Origin of the sequence: Pseudoalteromonas sp. CO109Y (assembly GCF_004208935.1) — a bacterium.
GTDB lineage: Bacteria > Pseudomonadota > Gammaproteobacteria > Enterobacterales > Alteromonadaceae > Pseudoalteromonas > Pseudoalteromonas shioyasakiensis.
In genome coordinates, this window is record NZ_SGPD01000017.1 from 77376 (window position 1) to 94045 (window position 16670).

The following is a 16670-nucleotide window of genomic DNA, read 5'->3' on the forward strand; positions in this document are numbered from 1 at the left end:
AAGGCGTTACTTTGCAAGAATGGCCATCCCTTTTAAGAAGTAACAACGATGAGAGTAAGTGCCTGTGAAACGCCCAAAGGGTTGGTTTAAAAGCGATTTATACTGCGTTATTGATTTTAACAATAGAACCACTATTACTTGCAATCAATGCCTTGCCTAAATCGCTTTTAATTCCAACTGAAACTCGCATCTTGAGGTGGTTTGGGTATATATATTAGTTTAGTATATGTATATAACAAATTGAATATATGAGTGTGCTATGCATGACGTAATACTTTTAATGGTGTACTGCGCAATTTTGGGCAGCGTGGTTGGATTTTTAGCTGGGTTATTAGGCATTGGTGGCGGTTTGATTATCGTGCCGGTACTTAGTGCGTTATTAGTATCGTTCAATGTTGCCGACCCAAGCCATGTATTAGTCATCGCGATAGCAACCTCGTTAGCATCCATTATTTTTACCTCGACTTCTTCAGCCCTTGCTCATCATCGTAATGCTAACGTGCCTTGGGAAATTGCCCCATGGGTTATGACTGGTGTTGGCCTAGGCGCATTGATCAGTGGCTTTGCTGCAAGCTTTATCCCAGAGCAGCTACTGCGCTTTGTTTTTGCCGGTAGCGTGGTGTTTATCGCACTTAGAATGGTGTTATCGACACGAAAAAAAGCAGCCAGTGAAAAGCCGCTTCCATCAGGACCTATTCTTGGCTTTTTATGTGCCATAATGGGGGCGCTGTCAGGGCTAATTGGTATTGGTGGCGGGGCGCTTATTGTGCCGCTACTGCATTATTTTTCTGTTGATATTAAAAAGGCCATTGGTTGTGCTGCTGCATGTGGTATTGTCATTGCGCTGTTCGGCTCGGTGGGTTACGTATCTGCCGGGTGGCAATTAACATCTTTCAGTGATGGATTTGCCGGATTTGTGTATTTACCTGCGTTAGTCGGGATTGTGGTTACCTCGTCGCTCATTGCGCCAATAGGTGCCAAAGCCACGCATTACTTGCCTGTGGCAACAATAAAAAAAGTATTCGCGCTATTACTTGTCATAATTGCGCTTAAAATGGTGTTTAGTTAAAGGTTTTTATTTTTATGGCTCTTCAATTTCCAGATATCGATCCGGTTATTTTTTCGGTAGGCCCGCTTAGCGTACGTTGGTACGGTTTAATGTATTTAATTGGTTTTGCTTTGGCGATGTGGCTTGCTAATCGTCAAGCAGAAAAACCAAACTCAGGTTGGACAAAAGAACAAGTCAGTGACTTATTATTTTACGGCATGCTCGGGGTAATACTCGGTGGCCGTATTGGATATGTATTGTTTTATCAGTTCAGCTACTTTATTGAAAACCCACTGTACTTATTCAGAATTGACCAAGGTGGTATGTCGTTCCATGGAGGCACCCTGGGTGTCATTACAGCCATTGCAATTTTTGCTTGGACTCGTAAAAAATCATTGTTTGAGGTAGGTGACTTTGTGGTGCCACTGGTGCCGCTCGGTTTGTTAGCAGGGCGTATTGGTAACTTTATTAATGGCGAGTTATGGGGCCGAGTGACTGATGTACCTTGGGCGTTTATTTTCCCATCAGGTGGCCCAGAGCCTCGTCATCCATCACAATTATACGAAGCCTTTTTAGAAGGTTTGGTGCTGTTCTTAATATTACAATGGTTTATCAAAAAGCCTCGCCCAGCGGGAAGTGTTGCTGGGGTGTTCTTACTTGGCTATGGCGTGTTTAGATTTATTGTTGAATATTTCCGTGAACCAGATGCTCATTTAGGTTTATTCGCAGGCTTTATCTCGATGGGGCAAATACTGTCATTGCCGATGGTAATTGGTGGCCTTGGTTTGTTAATATGGGCCTATAAAAAGCCGCAACACAGCGTGGCAAGCAAAGCATAACAAGAGCAAATCAATGAAACAGTATTTAGATTTATGTCAGCGTATTGTTGACGAAGGTGTCTGGGTTGAGAACAAACGCACAGGTACCAAGTGTTTAACCGTTATTAATGCCGATCTTGAATATGATGTGGCAAATAATAAGTTTCCGCTAATAACAACGCGCAAGAGCTTTTACAAAGCGGCGATAGCGGAGTTACTTGGTTATTTACGTGGTTACGACAGCGCTGCACAGTTTCGTGATATCGGCTGTATGACTTGGAATGCTAACGCAAACGAAAACAAAGCTTGGCTAGAAAACCCACATCGCCGTGGTGAAGATGATATGGGTCGAGTGTATGGTGTGCAAGGCCGCAGTTGGCAACGTCCGGATGGCAGCCACCTTGATCAACTTAAAAAAGTTATCGATAACTTATCAAAAGGGATTGATGATCGCGGTGAAATCGTCACATTTTATAACCCAGGTGAGTTTGAGTTAGGCTGTTTACGCCCTTGTATGCACACGCACACCTTTTCTTTGTTGGGCGATACTCTATACTTAACATCATACCAACGTAGCTGCGATGTGCCGCTGGGTTTGAACTTTAATCAAATTCAATGTTTTGTGTTACTTGCTTTAGTTGCACAAATCACCGGCCATAAACCGGGTAAGGCGTATCATAAAATAGCGAATGCGCATATTTATGAAAACCAACTTGAGTTGATGCGTGATGTGCAGCTTAAGCGTGAGCCATTCGCGTCGCCAGAATTAAAAATAAACCCAAATATTAAATCATTAGAAGACATTGAAACCTGGGTTACAAAAGATGATTTTGAAGTAGTAGGTTATCAGTGTCACGATGCAATTAAGTATCCGTTTTCAGTTTAAGAACAATAAAATTTAAGGAGAAATCAATGAAAGCAGTGATCCCAGTTGCTGGTCTTGGCACGCGTATGTTACCTGCAACAAAAGCAATCCCTAAAGAAATGCTTCCTATTGTTGACCGCCCGTTGATTCAGTACGTTGTGAATGAAGCAATTTCAGCAGGAATTAAAGAAATTGTTTTAGTAACGCATTCAAGTAAAAACTCAATTGAAAACCACTTTGATACCAGTTTTGAGTTAGAAGCAACGCTTGAAAAGCGTGTAAAACGTCAGTTACTTGCAGAAGTACAATCAATCTGCCCGAAAGATGTAACAATTATTCATGTTCGTCAGGGGGAAGCGAAAGGTCTTGGTCATGCGATTAACTGTGCTGCACCTATCATAGGTGATGAACCGTTTGTTGTTATCTTACCGGATGTGATCATCGATGATGTAGCAAGCGACCTTAAAAAAGATAACTTAGCTGAAATGATCCAGCGCTTTGAAACCACCGGTGAGAGCCAAATCATGGTTGAGCCTGTGCCGCAAAACGAAGTAGACAAGTTCGGTGTTGTCGACTTAGGTGATGTAAAAATCAATCAAGGTGAAAGCGCAGCTATTTTAAATATGGTTGAAAAGCCTCCAGTTGATCAAGCTCCATCAAATCTTGCTGTTGTGGGTCGCTATGTATTGAGCAAAAATATTTGGCCATTACTTGCAAAAACCCCAGCCGGTGCAGGCGATGAAATCCAATTAACAGATGCCATTGCCATGCTCATGGAAAAAGAGATTGTTGATGCTTACTCAATGAAGGGGAAAAGCCATGATTGCGGTAGCAAAATTGGTTATTTAAAAGCCATAGTTGAGTTTGCACTGCGTCGTGATGAATTCAAAGGTGAGCTTACAGACTTCATAAAGTCGCTGGTTAAATAAGCAATTCAAATTACCTAATTGAAAATTATGTAAAAAAAGTGTCTATATGGCACTTTTTTGTTATTTACATGTTCCTCCCAATTGTCGATTATTACCCAATAAAGGATTTTTCTGATATACCTAAGTCTTAACGCATTGTTAAGATTAAAGATCAGTGAGATGCTTATTTACCCCTGTAGGATAGTTAAACTCAGCTATACTTATAAAAATACCTATGTAAAGACGGATTTTTATTGCTTTAGGTTGTCTAATATGAAAACTTAAGTATTAGGGTGTCATTAAGTTTTTATTGCAGTTAGTTAAGCACTGTACTGAAAATATTATAATAACAAATAATGTGTTAGAGTTTTCTTATGCAATGTCGTAAATCACTTTTATGGTTTTTGTATAGGTAAGTGCTAACAGATAGACTTCTTTAAAAAGAAGCAAATTTTTAATGGTACGTTTAAGAATCCTACTTATGAAATATTGCTCAAAACCTTTGCGTTACAGTATATACCTGTTGGTGTTATTGACTGTGTCTGGTTGCAGTAATAAGGCATTTCCTGATATCTCTTTTAACAAGCTTCCTGTTTTCAATGTTGTTCAGTACCTTAGTGATGTAACGCTAATGCAAAACTCATTTTTGTTGGCGCAAACCCAAAGTGAACCTGTCAGTACAGTGCTAGAACAGGCTGATACTTCTCAAGCACTATCAAGCGACTCTAAAGACTCTGTTAAACCTGACTATGCATTTGCTTTGCAATTAGCGTCTGTTAATACGGAACAAGGTCTTGCTTATACATTAAAGAAAATGGCTAAACGAGCACCCAGTATTTTTCAAGGAAAGCCGATACTTAATGTTGAAGTCGCTGATGTAAATGAGCATACCTACTATCGACTTAAGTTTGGTGGCTATAAGTATTTGAAAAACGCGAAAGCTGATTGTGAAGCGATTAAACGACAAGGCATTGATTGCTGGGTAAGTAACTACACTGACAACCGAATTTATTTTTAGCGTCAAATATTCACTCTAAAGGTGGCATTTTTATTGCTAAGATTTAAGTCTGTTTTTTAGAATTGACGTCACCATGCATTTTTCTATTTTTTCTAAATATCTACTGATAACCATCAGCTTAACTGCTCTAACAGCATGTATGATGAGCCAAGAGCAAGCCCAGCCAGCTTACACTGAGCAGCAAGTACAGCAATTTGCTGCCGAGTGGCAAAATAAACAACCTAGTATTGAACGTCTTGCGTTGATGGAAAAAGACCTTGCGTTGTTAATCGAAGTGCTTTCAGCCAATAGCGATTTAACCGCACAACCATCACAATTTGAGCCACAAAATGATGTGATTATTCATCAAAGCGAACAAACGCAAGTACAGCAAACATCATCCACAGACTCACTTGAGGCGATTATTGCAGCAAACAAAGCGGCTGAAGCGGGTGTGCAATTAGGTTTATATTTAACGCCGAAAAAAGTTAGTTATCAGGTCTTAAAGCTCAAACGTGATTATCCTGCTGTTTTAAATGGCCTTGATTTTCGTTTTAAAACACGAGAGCAAAAAGGCGTAACCGTGTATGGGTTAAGGGCCGGTCCATTTGCAAATTATACTCAGGCTACTGCATTTTGTGAGATAGCCAAAAGAATGGGGCAAACCTGTGTGACGGCACCATTTATTGGAGAGATGCTTTAAGCATCTTTCCTCTTAAAAATTAGGTAATTAATCTTAAAGTATTTGTTCTAGAGGTCGATAAAGCTTAAGATACAGAAAAATGGCTTAGCCATTTAATTATAAGGACTTAATATGAAATTACCTCTTTCTTTACTTTCTCTTAGTGTTATTTTCGCCTCATCAACTGCCTTTTCTGCTACTGAAACTTTTCGTGCTGAAGTTACAGTTCAAAACACTGTTGTTTTGACCAAAGATAGTGACCTTAATTTTGGGACTATTCGTGCTGTTGCAGACCCATCTGGAACCGATCGAGCAAGGCTTACAGTTAATGCGACTCCAAATGCTAGTCCAATTTCAGTAAGTAGCAATAATACAGAAAACGCTTTATTTGCTGTCATTGAAGATGGCGAGCCTGCGGCGTTTACTGTGTCTGAAGCTGTTCCAAATGCTATTTTATCGATTACTGAGCCTACTCAGACTCAGTTAGAATTTGAAGATGGACAAGATACTGACCGTCCTGACTTTGAAATTGGTAATTGGTTATTCGTTATTACTAGCGGGCCAAACGCAAATGCGAACTACAATTCTGGTACACCTAACTTACAGGTTGCGCAAGACGGTACTGTGTCATTCAATATTGGCGCAAGCTTAGATACATCAGATCGTACTACCACAAAGCCATATGCTGATGGTGTTTATGCGGGGACTTTTCAAATCGAAGTCGCTTATTAATTATTTTAGGTAATTTTTATGCGCTTTTTGCTATTAGCCACTGTGCTATTTTCTGTTTTCTCTTTGCCTCTACAAGCAGCGAGCACAGAGCAACAAGCGCTTGATTTTGGCACTCTTGTTATTTTAGCTAATACAAATACCAGCTCTGTAATTGTCAAAGATGATGGCAGTATCAATACTCAGGGCTCAGTTTATGTACTTGAAAATGGCCACCCAGCAGAATTATTACTTACTGACTTTCCTGCCAGAACCCAACTAACTATGAATCTAGTTGCTCCAGTTGACTTAATACATGATGTAGATGGCAACACGAGTGCTGAGTTTTCTGTGCGCCTTAATGGTTTTCCTAAATATGTGATCACCAATGAGTTTGGTGAGGCAAAAGTATTTATTGGCGGTATTTTAACAACAGATCGTAGCGCTAAAGCATACGCAGATGGTCATTACTCTTCTTCAACTTATTTAGAAATATCGGTCGATTACTAAGGATAGATATGTTCGCAAAACGTCTTTTATGTGGACTCTTTTTTGTTTTATTCAGTCAATATGCAACAGCAAATTTACTTATTTCACCAACGCGGGTTTCATTTGATGAGCGCCAACGTAGCGCAAAAGTCACCGTCATTAATAGCTCAGATGAATATAGAACATATCGCGTGGTATGGAGCGAAAAATTAGCGCTCCCCGCAGGTGGTTACCAAACATTGAGTGAGCCTGTAGCAAGGAGCCTTTCACCAATGACGCGTTTATCCCCAAAGCAAATTCGCTTAGCACCGGGCGAAAGGCAAACGATTAAAATAGCAATTAGAAAGCCTAAGAATTTGGCTAAAGGGGAGTATCGTTCTCACTTATTGTTTCAAGCATTACCCAATGAAGTGAAAAGCACTAAACCAGGTATTAAAGTGAACATGATAATGAGTTTTAGTATTCCAGTTGTATATCGTGAGCAAGGCGAACAACCGAATGTTAAAATTAGGGACGTTAAGCTGGTTGAAGACTCTATTAATAAAAAACTTAGTCTTGCAGTTAAGTTAACCGAAAGCCAAGGCTTTAGTAGTTATGGGAGGCTCAGTGCGTATGCAACTAATACAGCGGGTAAACAAGAGAAAATCGCTGAAATTGGTAACTTGAGTTTGTACCCTGAAGTCAATGAAACAACAGCTTACCTAGCTCTATTTACCGATAAAAAACTACCGAAGAAAGGGCCTATTGAGATTAAATATGAAGGTGCTGATGAGTATGAAGGTATAGTTTTTGACTCATATTCATTTGCTATTCGACATTAGGGATTAATGCGAAAAAACTTATGAATCGCTTATTTGCGTTAGGGCTTATGCTATTAAACCCTATTAGCTTTGCTAATTCGACTGTGAGTACAGAGGATGTACTAGCTAGACTCAATGCCATAAAGGCTAAGCTAAATGGCGAACAGCTTCATGCTCCACAATCAAAGCATACACCTGCTGTCAATCATTCTGCAGACACCTTAGACACCCAGCAGCGAATTGCGACTGGGGAGTTTTTGCTATTTTCAATTTATTTAAATGAAAATTACCTCGGTGAGATTTTTGCCCTTAAGTCTGATCAAGACATATTGCTGGGGCTTTCAGGGCTAGTTGATATCTTACAATTAGCAATCAATGTCGATTTATCAGCCGAGAGTGCAGAAGGTTGGTTCATCAACGCTAATAAAACCTTTCAATTAACAGCTCAAAAAGAGCTGATTACAGATAACAAAAAGTGGCAGCTTACTGAGCAACAAATTAGTGTTGACGATGATATTTATATTGAGGCAGCAGTACTTGCAGAGGCTTTAGAATTTAAGCACCGCTCTGACTACGCAAGCTTAGAGCTACATATTGAAACTGAGTCTGTTTATCCGGTTGTCGCCCAAGCGCAGCGTCATAAAAAACAACTGCAAAGCTATAGTACTCAAAAACAAGCAACCTTACCTTGGAAACCAAGCCCATATCAGGCCTTATCTGTCCCTGTGGCTGACTTACAATTGAATTACACCCAAGATAATGATGGCAGTCAGGCAAGTTACTCATTACTTGGCTCGCAAGATTTTGCATATTTAACGATGGAATACTTTTTATCGGGTCGTGAAAGTGATTTATTGAATAACTCAAGGTTAACTTTCTCTAAGCAAGATGTGAATAATCAATTGTTAGGTCCACTTGCTGCAAGTCTTATTGAAGTAGGTGATGTCACAGCTACGCAAGTTGGCAGCCGTTATAACAACCAATACGGTCGCGGGGTTAAAATTTCGAATTATCAACTAGGGCAAGCTATTGATAATAATCGGGTGAATCTAACTGGTGCAGTACAGCCAGGTTGGGATGTTGAATTATATCGTAATGGCATTTTAATTGATCAGCAGCTGAGCTTGACTGATGGTCGCTATGTTTTTGCTGATATTGATTTACTGTTTGGTGAAAACAGCTTTGAGTTGATCTTTTATGGCCCACAAGGACAAGTAGAGCGAAAAACTGAATATTACTACATTGATGGCACGCAGCTTGAGCAAGGGGAAGCTGTTTATGAGCTATCTGTTTCAGAGCAAGGTGAGCAGTTACTTGGCAGCAGTAACTACAGTGCCAACAAGGGCTGGGTTGCTGCAGGGCGATACCAATATGGTGTGAGTGATAACATTGCCATGTATTCAGGCTTCATGGCGCAAAAACGAGAGCAAGATGAGCTATATCATGTTGCTCTAGGAACGAACCTTAGCTTGTTAGACAGGTTTTTGGTTAATCTGGAATATGAAGAAAACAATCAACAACAAAGAGAATTTGAATTAACTACAAGAACTAAATTGGCTGATCAGTCTTTGCTATTCAGCGCAACGAACCGTACTGATAATCAGAATGGTCGAGATATAACGCTGAAAAGCTATCAGTTTGATATGTCTGGTGAGCTGATGAAAAATGATTTTGGGCGGCTTAATTATCAGAACAACTTTCTGATTCAACATGCACAAAGTGGTGATTTAAAGCAAATTTATAACCGTTTAAATTACAGCTATGCAAACGTCTCTATAAATAATTTATTGCAGTGGCAAGACTTAAGTGTTGGGCAAGAAAGTGTTGATGGTACGACGCGTTTACAAACACGCCTAGGTAGAGTGTATAGTCGATTTGGGGTTAATTATCGACTCTCTCCGGTTAGTGAAATAGTGAGTTATGAAGCTGAGTTTAGCAGAAGTTTAGGCCCAAGCTTACAAACAGAACTAACTTTAAGGGATTCTCTAGATTACGATGTTCAGTCTGCCGAATTAGGATTAACGTGGCAAAATGACAGGATTAACTTAAGCAGTAATGTTAATTACGACAGCAATGATCAATGGCAAATTCGCTTAAATAGTCGATTTAGTTTTGGTTTTGATAGTCAATATAATCAGCCATTTATGAGTAATCGAACATTGACCAATACTGGTAGTTTGATGGTTAATGTGTTTTTAGATGAAAATGATAATGGCCTTAAAGACTACAATGAAAAAGGCTTGGCGGGTGTTAAAGTAAAAGGCTTACAAAATTATCGCCAAGCTATTACCGATGAACAAGGTATTGCGATTCTTTCAGCTATGCCAGCTAATCGCACAACAGATATAGTGCTAGATCGTGACAGTTTTTCTGACCCTTTTATGATCCCCGCCCACGATGGTTTCTCCATAACACCACGAGCAGGTTTTGTTGAGTACATGGATTACCCAGTAAATAATGCCAGCGAAATAGAAGGTACTGTTTATCAGCAAACAGAGCAAGGCTCTAATGTTCAACCTTATGCCCAAATTACTTTAGTGGATGAACAAGGTAATGATGTAGCTACTACGCAAGCGGCTTATGATGGCTATTACTTGTTTACTGATATTAAACCCGGTAAGTATAAAGCGGTTGTTGATAAGCAATACCAAGAGCAAAAATCACTGACCAGTGCTCAAACACACAAAATACAATTATCGCCTAAAGGTGATGTGCTGGTGGGGGTTGATATTACTTTGCGACCACTCGAAAAGCGCCAAGGATATATAGCGAGTATTGGCAAGTTTAATTCACTGAAAATTTTAAAGGTGTATTACTCATTGGTGAAACAGCGTTTGTTACAGCAAGGGTTACATAACGCTTTTTATATACACGATAAAGCAAATGCACACTACACGCTTGCGATAGGCTTTGACCCACAGTATGCAAACGAGCTTGAGCAGCAATGTGTGCAGCTAATATCACAAGCAATTAAATGCCATGTAACAGAACAGCATGTTCAACACTAGCAAGGAGCAAATTATGGTTTTTACTACTTTTCAAAATCTGAAGAAAGTATGGTTAGTCTTACTGGTTACTCCTATCATTGGTTGCCAAAGCATGTCAGAGCCACAAGTGAGTGAAGAAAACTTAGTAAAAATTAGCCAGCAAGAGCTTATAGAGCTGAGGCAGTCGCATCAACAATTCCAAGCGATGAAGCCAGAGCTTGAGCGCTTGCTGACAATAGAAAGTGAATTAACCTTACTCACTGAACAACTTACTTTGCTAAATGCGCAGCAAACTGAGCCTGAAAAGACTAAAAAGTCATCTGTAACCGCACCTCAGTTTATAGCTGAGCCTACAGCCAAATTTGCACTACAACTTGCTTCCGTAACAGAATTACCTCGACTAACAGCTCGCCTTGCTGAAATTAAAAAACAAGCGCCGGCGCTATTTAATGGCCAGTTTATTGCTAATGTAGAGTCAGTAACAGTGAATGGCAGCACTTTTCATCGTTTGAAAATTGGTGCATATCAACAAAAGCAGCAAGCAGCTAATGATTGTAAAAAGTTAGCATCAGTCGGGGTGGCATGCTTGGTATCACATTATGTACAGAATCCGCTTGATTTATCCCATCAACAATAATACTTAGGCATAATTATTGCTTTGTACTTACTAAGTTTAGTGAGGATGGCAATTATGCGCCTGTTATTTTATTCAGTTTTTTTAGTGTTGGTGGGTTGTAGCTTAACTGAAGAGCCACAAAAAACGCCCCCTAGAGAAACCCCAAAATCGCCGATGGCACCTTATACGGTGCATCAATACGTTGCTGATTTAAGTAGTCAGCTGAGCCGTATTCAAGGCCCTTACAAAGGCAATGCACGTATTGCTGTGACCAGTTTTTATATGGCTGATGGCTTAGGTACTGATTTAGCTGAAGATCAGGGCAGTGGCTTGAGTCAGCAAATTCAAGAAAGTTTATTAACGCAATTTACTCAGCTTGGTTTTCATACCATTGAGTATCGATTAGAAAATACTTTAAATTTGCAGCAATCGGCCGATAGTGTACTTAGTCGTGATGTAAATACCTTACGTCAACGTCAGAATATTGACTTTGTTATTACCGGCACACTGACGCGGCAACAACATGCCTACATAGTAAATGCCCGATTAGTGAATACCAAAGATCTGCGAATAGTATCAGCAGCAAGCACCGAGATCCCTATCAATGTGATGTGGGGCGCTGAAAAAGTTCAGCAACGTGATGGCCAGTTGTATCGAAGCGAATATTAAGAGGAACTCATTTAATGAAACGTTTAATTTTAACTTTATGTTTGCCGTTTGGCTTTGGTTGCTCGTCAATGTTAACTGGTGATGCAACACAACACGAAAATGATCCTCAGTTAGCTGCGCAAAGAGAAGTTGCCGCGCCGCATAGTAATGACAGTGTGTTTCAAACCAATCAGGCGGTAATGAATAACAGCACTTTTACAGCAGCCCCAACTCGTAAAAATATCAATCACTATGTACGTGGCATCATGCAGGATCTTGTTGAAAACTTGCAATATGTTAGTGATAGCACGCCGGTTGCTGTTTCAAGCTTCATATACCTTGATGCAGATTACAACTCAACAAATTTGCTGGGTAATCAAATTGCCGAAAGCTTCATTCATGAACTTCATGCGTTTGGTGTGCCTGTCATTGATTTTAAAACCACGGATTATATGCGTGTCACGCCAACTGGTGATTATGTTTTCAGTCGTGATTATTTAGAGCTTAGCCAAGACCAAAACTTCAATTATGTATTGGCAGGTACTTTGGTTAATCATCAAAGTGGTGTGCTCGTTAATGCCCGCATTGTTGGTTTAGCAAGCAAAGCAGTTGTAGGGTCAGCGCAAGGTTTTATCCCGCAATCAGTGGTTGATGCCCTTGATAGTACCAACCGCAGTGATGGTATTACACTAAAACAAGCAAGTGAGTAAGCTATGAAAGGTTTTATCTTAGCATCGTTAACGCTCGCACTATCTGGCTGCCAATTGCTGCCAGAGCAATCAGCAGAGCCGCAAAATACAGCTCAAAATGTACCTGCATCAGCAAATACTCAAGTCGATTACGTTGCTATGCTACAAGCGCTTGAACAAAATGATATGCAGCAGGATAACGCTAACCATCGTTTATTTGTGCCTTATCAACATCATAAAACCGTTGTTAATTATGTCGAGCAAATGGCCCTTGAGTTAGTGGATACCATGCAACAAGAAAGCGAGTTAGGAATAGCCATAACTAGCTTTGTTGATTTAGATGCGAGCCTAAAAAATAGCTCTCAACTTGGTAATCAACTCTCTGAAACAATGATGCACCAGCTGCAAAAATTTGGCTTTGGCGTTGTTGATTTTAAAGCGATGGATATCATTAGTGTGACCTCACGTGGTGATTTTGTGATGTCGCGAGATGTAGAAGAGTTAGCCGAGCGTCGCATCGCGAGCCATGTACTTACAGGCACGCTGATATACCGCCCAAAAGGTGTTGAAGTGAATGCTCGAGTAATTAATTTAAACTCAAAGCTGGTTATTGCCAGCGCACAAAAAGTGATCCCTTATTTTGTGCTAAAAAATGAGTCAATCAAATCAGCAACGGCTAGCGTTAACTAACCACATTACTTTGCCAATCGGCTTACTAACAAGTCGATTGGTTTATTCTCTTGATTACCAAAGCCTTAGACCGTTATAATTTTCTGTAAGCTGTAAGCTTTACCTCAGCTTTTGAGTGGCCTCTTAGTTAAATGGATATAACGGCCCCCTCCTAAGGGGCAGTTACAGGTTCGATTCCTGTAGGGGCTACCAATTAAATCAATAGTTTACTGGTTGTTGCCTGTCGTTTTTTATTTTGGTGTAGCATATTTGTAGCGATTTTTAAATTTCATCTTTAATAAAATAGGTTCCTAATCTCATCATCTTCGCTATCTTCATCATCTATATCTTCATCATCTATATCTTCATCATCTATATCTTCATCTTCATCCTCAAACTCCAAATCAAGTGTGCCTTGATTTTCATCAATCTCATGTTTTACAGTATTTTCAAGAGTGTTAAGGATTTCATCTATTAAGCTTTCAGAATAACTGTCAATATCAAAACATGATAAGATGTCATCTTCATGTATATTGATGTCGTATTCATTACAAATATCTAAAACAATTTTTTCTACTTCATCATATATTTCTTCAGTTACGCTTTCTTCATCAACTTCATCAAACTGATTGTAATGATCAATGATGTCATCATTAATAAAGTCATCTGAACTTATTTCTGACTTTAACTTTTCTTCGAGGTTACTACTCCAGTATTCTATAGCCTTGTATTCAATTTCTTTATCTAAATGCCAATCTGTTGTATTTGAGTTGTAGAAGAATGAAAAATCAGCAAGTTCATCATGGTCATCTAATAAATCTAGATGTTCTTTACTCAACTTTTCAAAATCAAATTCTTTTGAGTGTTTAAATTTTTTAGTTATTTCAAGTATTTCGCTTATTTGCTTGTATTGGGTTATTGTGCTTGTATTCTCTATTATCTTGTCAAGCAGTAGGCTTTCAGAACAATTATTTTTTTCACTGTTAGCATTCTTCAGCGCATAAATGCTTAGTGTTATGGTCTCTTTATCAAACTTTATTTTATCTTTTAAGTTCTCTACTAGTTTTTTAAAAAATAAATGTTTGTTTATATACTTATTTTTCTCTCTCTTTAATTCCATATTGTTTGGGAGCGTGTATATGTCAAGTAAGCTACCCATACTTACAATTAAACTAGCGAGTTCTGATGGTTACTCGTTAATTAGTTTAGGGATCAGGAAGTCTGCTATTGATGGATTAAGTAGTTTTATGTATCTATTGCAATTATATGAGTCTATTGAAATGCTTATAAAGGATTCATTCATAACTTTTAATGAGTCGAAGAATTCCTGTGATTTTATATTGTTATTTTTTAAAGTTAGATCGTAAATTTTTTCTTGGTTTGTTCTTTCTTTAGTAAATATAACCGAATATAGAATCTCTCTTTGTATATCATTTAAATTGTTTTTTATTGGTTTTTCCCAAACTTTAGATGGGTTGTTTAAGGCGGCTAAAGAAAAATTTTTAAAAGATGTGTGTTTGGAAGCGTTGAAATTATCTTTGTTTAATATGTGTTCGATAAGTCTAGGGTTATAATTTCTGTGATCAATAATTTTCAAATAAAAATCTTGATTTGTGAAATCTTCAATTTCAATTGTACACTCACCAATTTCTTTTATAGTACTCATTGTATTGAAGAAGTATGAGCTAAGTATTTTTGCTTTTTCTATTCTTGATAGATCTGAAACGTCAATTAATTCTTCATTTGAAATGAACGTTGAGCTGTCATAGTCATCTGAAATATTTTTAGCCTGATTTAAAATAGATACTCTAGACGTTAGGATCAGCTTTTTGTTTGCTGATTTTCTTATCCTATCGATGATTTCTTTTAATTTTCTATCGTCACTGTTTCTTACCTCAGATAGGTAATTTCTTCCTAAAAAGTCATCGAATAAAAATATTTGCTTTAGTTTGCTTTTGTATGCTCTGTTAAAGTCATTAATACAATCAATGTATATAAATTCATAGTTGCATTTATTTCTTTTTTCTTCTTCAACAATTAGTTCATGAACTAAAACCCTCGATAATGTGGTTTTTCCTACACCAGGTGCACCTGTAATTATTATACAGTTGTTCTGATCTAGTTTGTTTTTTGAACTATAGTAATTGCTGGTTCTAACGTATGTTTTAATTGACTTTTTTATTTCCTCCAATTCAAACTGTGTCTGATTGTGTAGGTCGGAATTAATCATTTCATTAAGTATGTTAGTACTACTAAACCAAAGTTTATAGTGGTTTGCTTCTATGGAAGGGTTTTCAGAAATTAATTTGTTTATCTTGCCCCTATCAAGTAAATCATCCTCTTTCAAATATGGTTTAAAATCATTTATTAGTTGCTTTACTTGATCAACCGTTAAATCATTTGAAACAGATAAGATATAACGCTTAGGTTTTAGCTTTTTTATTTTTGGTAGTTCATCATTTCTTAGTCTAGAGATCAATACTGAGTTTTTAGTGTTTTCCCAGTGCTTAGACTGAACTACAGTTAATTGATTTTTATCAATAAGCCAACCATCAATTCCTTTATCTCTTCCTGTCGCAAAGCTTCTCACATCCACCTTTAGCTTGGCGCCTACTAAATCATTTGAGAGATATTCAAAATCTCTAGGGCTTAATGTGTGAAACTTATAATCATGCATTAACTCTTTCCTTTATTCGTAACTTTTATGATTTTTTGCACATGAATCACATTAAGTCAATTAGGCTCAATGTTTTAAACTTGTTTTACTACATAAATTATAATTAATTAGTACAGTTATTTACAGAACTCCAAGTAAGAGCTTTCTTGCCATTCTGGCAAGTAGGTAGCTAAAGGTTATTTTTGAAGTTTGGTAGAGGATTTGAACTACTAAAAGCTCGTTTTATAGCTTTAGGTCTTCTGAAAAGCATCAATCCAATGCTTTAAGTATGACTTGGTAGCTAAAGCTCATAGTTGGGCTTTAGCTATTTAAAGTAATGTTGTTATGCTTTTTCTAAACGCCATTGGTAGAAGCGAGTAACAAAGGTTTTACCCGCGAACCAAAGACCTTTTATTTTTTGGATTAGCTCACCATCGTAATAGCTTTGTGAGCATTCACCTGTCTCTTCATTCACGTTAACATCGTAATGAAGCTTTATAGGTCTATCCTTACTTTTAGTATTTAAACCGCCCATAGCTAGAGTGTAAGCTTGCCAGTCGCTATTATCAGCAACAAAACGCGCTTGTTCTAATAGCGAATTCCTTCTAATTGGACTGGATATTTTTTCTGGTAAGTGCGGATGAGTAGTTTGTAGAAACTTTCAGTGGTACGACTCATTCGGCCACAATTGCCGTTAATTGGCTCACCACTGAAGGGGAATTTGTCATTTCAAATGAGAAGATCGGTTGCCAAGTATTTTACTTTAGGCAACCATATCTAATTCTGTTTTGGTACGACTTGTCCGGCCTCAATTGCCGTTAAGTGGTTCACCATCACAGAGTTTCATTATCAGTGCTGGCTATTTACTCGTCAATACTGTCGATTCTTACAGTTTTCGCCTCTGGTTAAGTTTTCATTTAATAATTCAGAAACTGTTTCAGAGTTAAAAATTGTTAAATTTTCTGGCAGGTAAAAAACATAACTACATATTGATTGGCTTGGAAGTTAATAAGATAAGGTTTTGAAGAGTTTGCGCAGTCGACACTGCTGTATACGATTAAATGCGCAATTAATGCGCAGTTTGATTTTC

General features: G+C 38.2%; 17 protein-coding genes and 1 tRNA gene. 15 read left to right on the plus strand and 3 right to left on the minus strand.

Translation table 11 applies throughout. The annotated features are described in order from the left end of the window. Positions 1–259 precede the first annotated feature (259 nt). The 15 genes from EXT43_RS06515 (at position 260) to EXT43_RS06585 (ending at position 13137) form a co-directional block, all read left to right on the plus strand. A complete protein-coding gene (locus EXT43_RS06515; protein ID WP_055020682.1) occupies positions 260–1069 on the plus strand; it encodes a sulfite exporter TauE/SafE family protein in 810 nt (269 codons plus the stop codon). A gap of 14 nt (positions 1070–1083) precedes the next feature. Beyond that, a complete protein-coding gene (gene lgt, locus EXT43_RS06520; protein WP_054562237.1) occupies positions 1084–1887 on the plus strand; it encodes a prolipoprotein diacylglyceryl transferase in 804 nt (267 codons plus the stop codon). A 13-nt stretch (positions 1888–1900) separates the two neighbouring features. Beyond that, on the plus strand, positions 1901–2752 hold the full coding sequence (locus tag EXT43_RS06525; RefSeq protein ID WP_054562236.1) for a thymidylate synthase: 852 nt from the start codon (positions 1901–1903) through the stop codon (positions 2750–2752). Positions 2753–2778: 26 nt separating this feature from the next. Next, entirely contained in the window at positions 2779–3660 is an 882-nt protein-coding gene (gene galU / locus EXT43_RS06530; RefSeq protein ID WP_054562235.1) for a UTP--glucose-1-phosphate uridylyltransferase GalU, read from the plus strand. Between the two features lie 460 nt (positions 3661–4120). Further along, positions 4121–4657 carry an SPOR domain-containing protein gene (locus EXT43_RS06535; protein ID WP_062566763.1) on the plus strand — a complete coding sequence of 179 codons (537 nt, stop codon included), beginning with the start codon at positions 4121–4123 and terminating at the stop codon, positions 4655–4657. 73 nt (positions 4658–4730) lie between these two features. Then, complete coding sequence (locus tag EXT43_RS06540; RefSeq protein ID WP_130166610.1) at positions 4731–5339, plus strand: SPOR domain-containing protein; 609 nt, start codon at positions 4731–4733, stop codon at positions 5337–5339. 111 nt (positions 5340–5450) lie between these two features. Next, positions 5451–6050 (plus strand): DUF4402 domain-containing protein, encoded by a 600-nt coding sequence (locus tag EXT43_RS06545; protein ID WP_062566765.1) that lies wholly within the window; start codon positions 5451–5453, stop codon positions 6048–6050. 18 nt (positions 6051–6068) lie between these two features. Further along, positions 6069–6536, plus strand: a complete 468-nt coding sequence (locus tag EXT43_RS06550) for a DUF4402 domain-containing protein (protein ID WP_062566766.1) — start codon at positions 6069–6071, stop codon at positions 6534–6536. A gap of 8 nt (positions 6537–6544) precedes the next feature. Next, positions 6545–7336 carry a fimbria/pilus periplasmic chaperone gene (locus EXT43_RS06555; RefSeq protein ID WP_062566767.1) on the plus strand — a complete coding sequence of 264 codons (792 nt, stop codon included), beginning with the start codon at positions 6545–6547 and terminating at the stop codon, positions 7334–7336. Positions 7337–7356: 20 nt separating this feature from the next. Further along, complete coding sequence (locus tag EXT43_RS06560; RefSeq protein WP_130166611.1) at positions 7357–10323, plus strand: hypothetical protein; 2967 nt, start codon at positions 7357–7359, stop codon at positions 10321–10323. Positions 10324–10336: 13 nt separating this feature from the next. After that, on the plus strand, positions 10337–10939 hold the full coding sequence (locus EXT43_RS06565; RefSeq protein ID WP_165385088.1) for an SPOR domain-containing protein: 603 nt from the start codon (positions 10337–10339) through the stop codon (positions 10937–10939). Between the two features lie 54 nt (positions 10940–10993). Then, positions 10994–11587 carry a FlgO family outer membrane protein gene (locus tag EXT43_RS06570; protein WP_055020737.1) on the plus strand — a complete coding sequence of 198 codons (594 nt, stop codon included), beginning with the start codon at positions 10994–10996 and terminating at the stop codon, positions 11585–11587. 14 nt (positions 11588–11601) lie between these two features. Continuing rightward, positions 11602–12276: a FlgO family outer membrane protein gene (locus EXT43_RS06575; protein ID WP_130166613.1), complete on the plus strand. Its 675-nt coding sequence runs from the start codon at positions 11602–11604 to the stop codon at positions 12274–12276. Between the two features lie 3 nt (positions 12277–12279). Beyond that, complete coding sequence (locus EXT43_RS06580; RefSeq protein WP_130166614.1) at positions 12280–12945, plus strand: FlgO family outer membrane protein; 666 nt, start codon at positions 12280–12282, stop codon at positions 12943–12945. Positions 12946–13062: 117 nt separating this feature from the next. After that, positions 13063–13137 (plus strand) — tRNA-Arg (locus EXT43_RS06585). 82 nt (positions 13138–13219) lie between these two features. Here EXT43_RS06585 and EXT43_RS06590 read toward each other — a convergent pair. The 3 genes from EXT43_RS06590 to EXT43_RS20900 all read right to left on the minus strand — a co-directional run bounded on the left by EXT43_RS06590 (position 13220) and on the right by EXT43_RS20900 (position 16055). Next, positions 13220–14083, minus strand: a complete 864-nt coding sequence (locus EXT43_RS06590) for a hypothetical protein (RefSeq protein WP_130166615.1) — start codon at positions 14081–14083, stop codon at positions 13220–13222. Between the two features lie 30 nt (positions 14084–14113). Next, positions 14114–15601, minus strand: a complete 1488-nt coding sequence (locus EXT43_RS06595; RefSeq protein WP_130166616.1) for an ATP-binding protein — start codon at positions 15599–15601, stop codon at positions 14114–14116. Positions 15602–15923: 322 nt separating this feature from the next. Then, complete coding sequence (locus tag EXT43_RS20900) at positions 15924–16055, minus strand: hypothetical protein (protein WP_276319704.1); 132 nt, start codon at positions 16053–16055, stop codon at positions 15924–15926. Positions 16056–16670 lie beyond the last annotated feature (615 nt).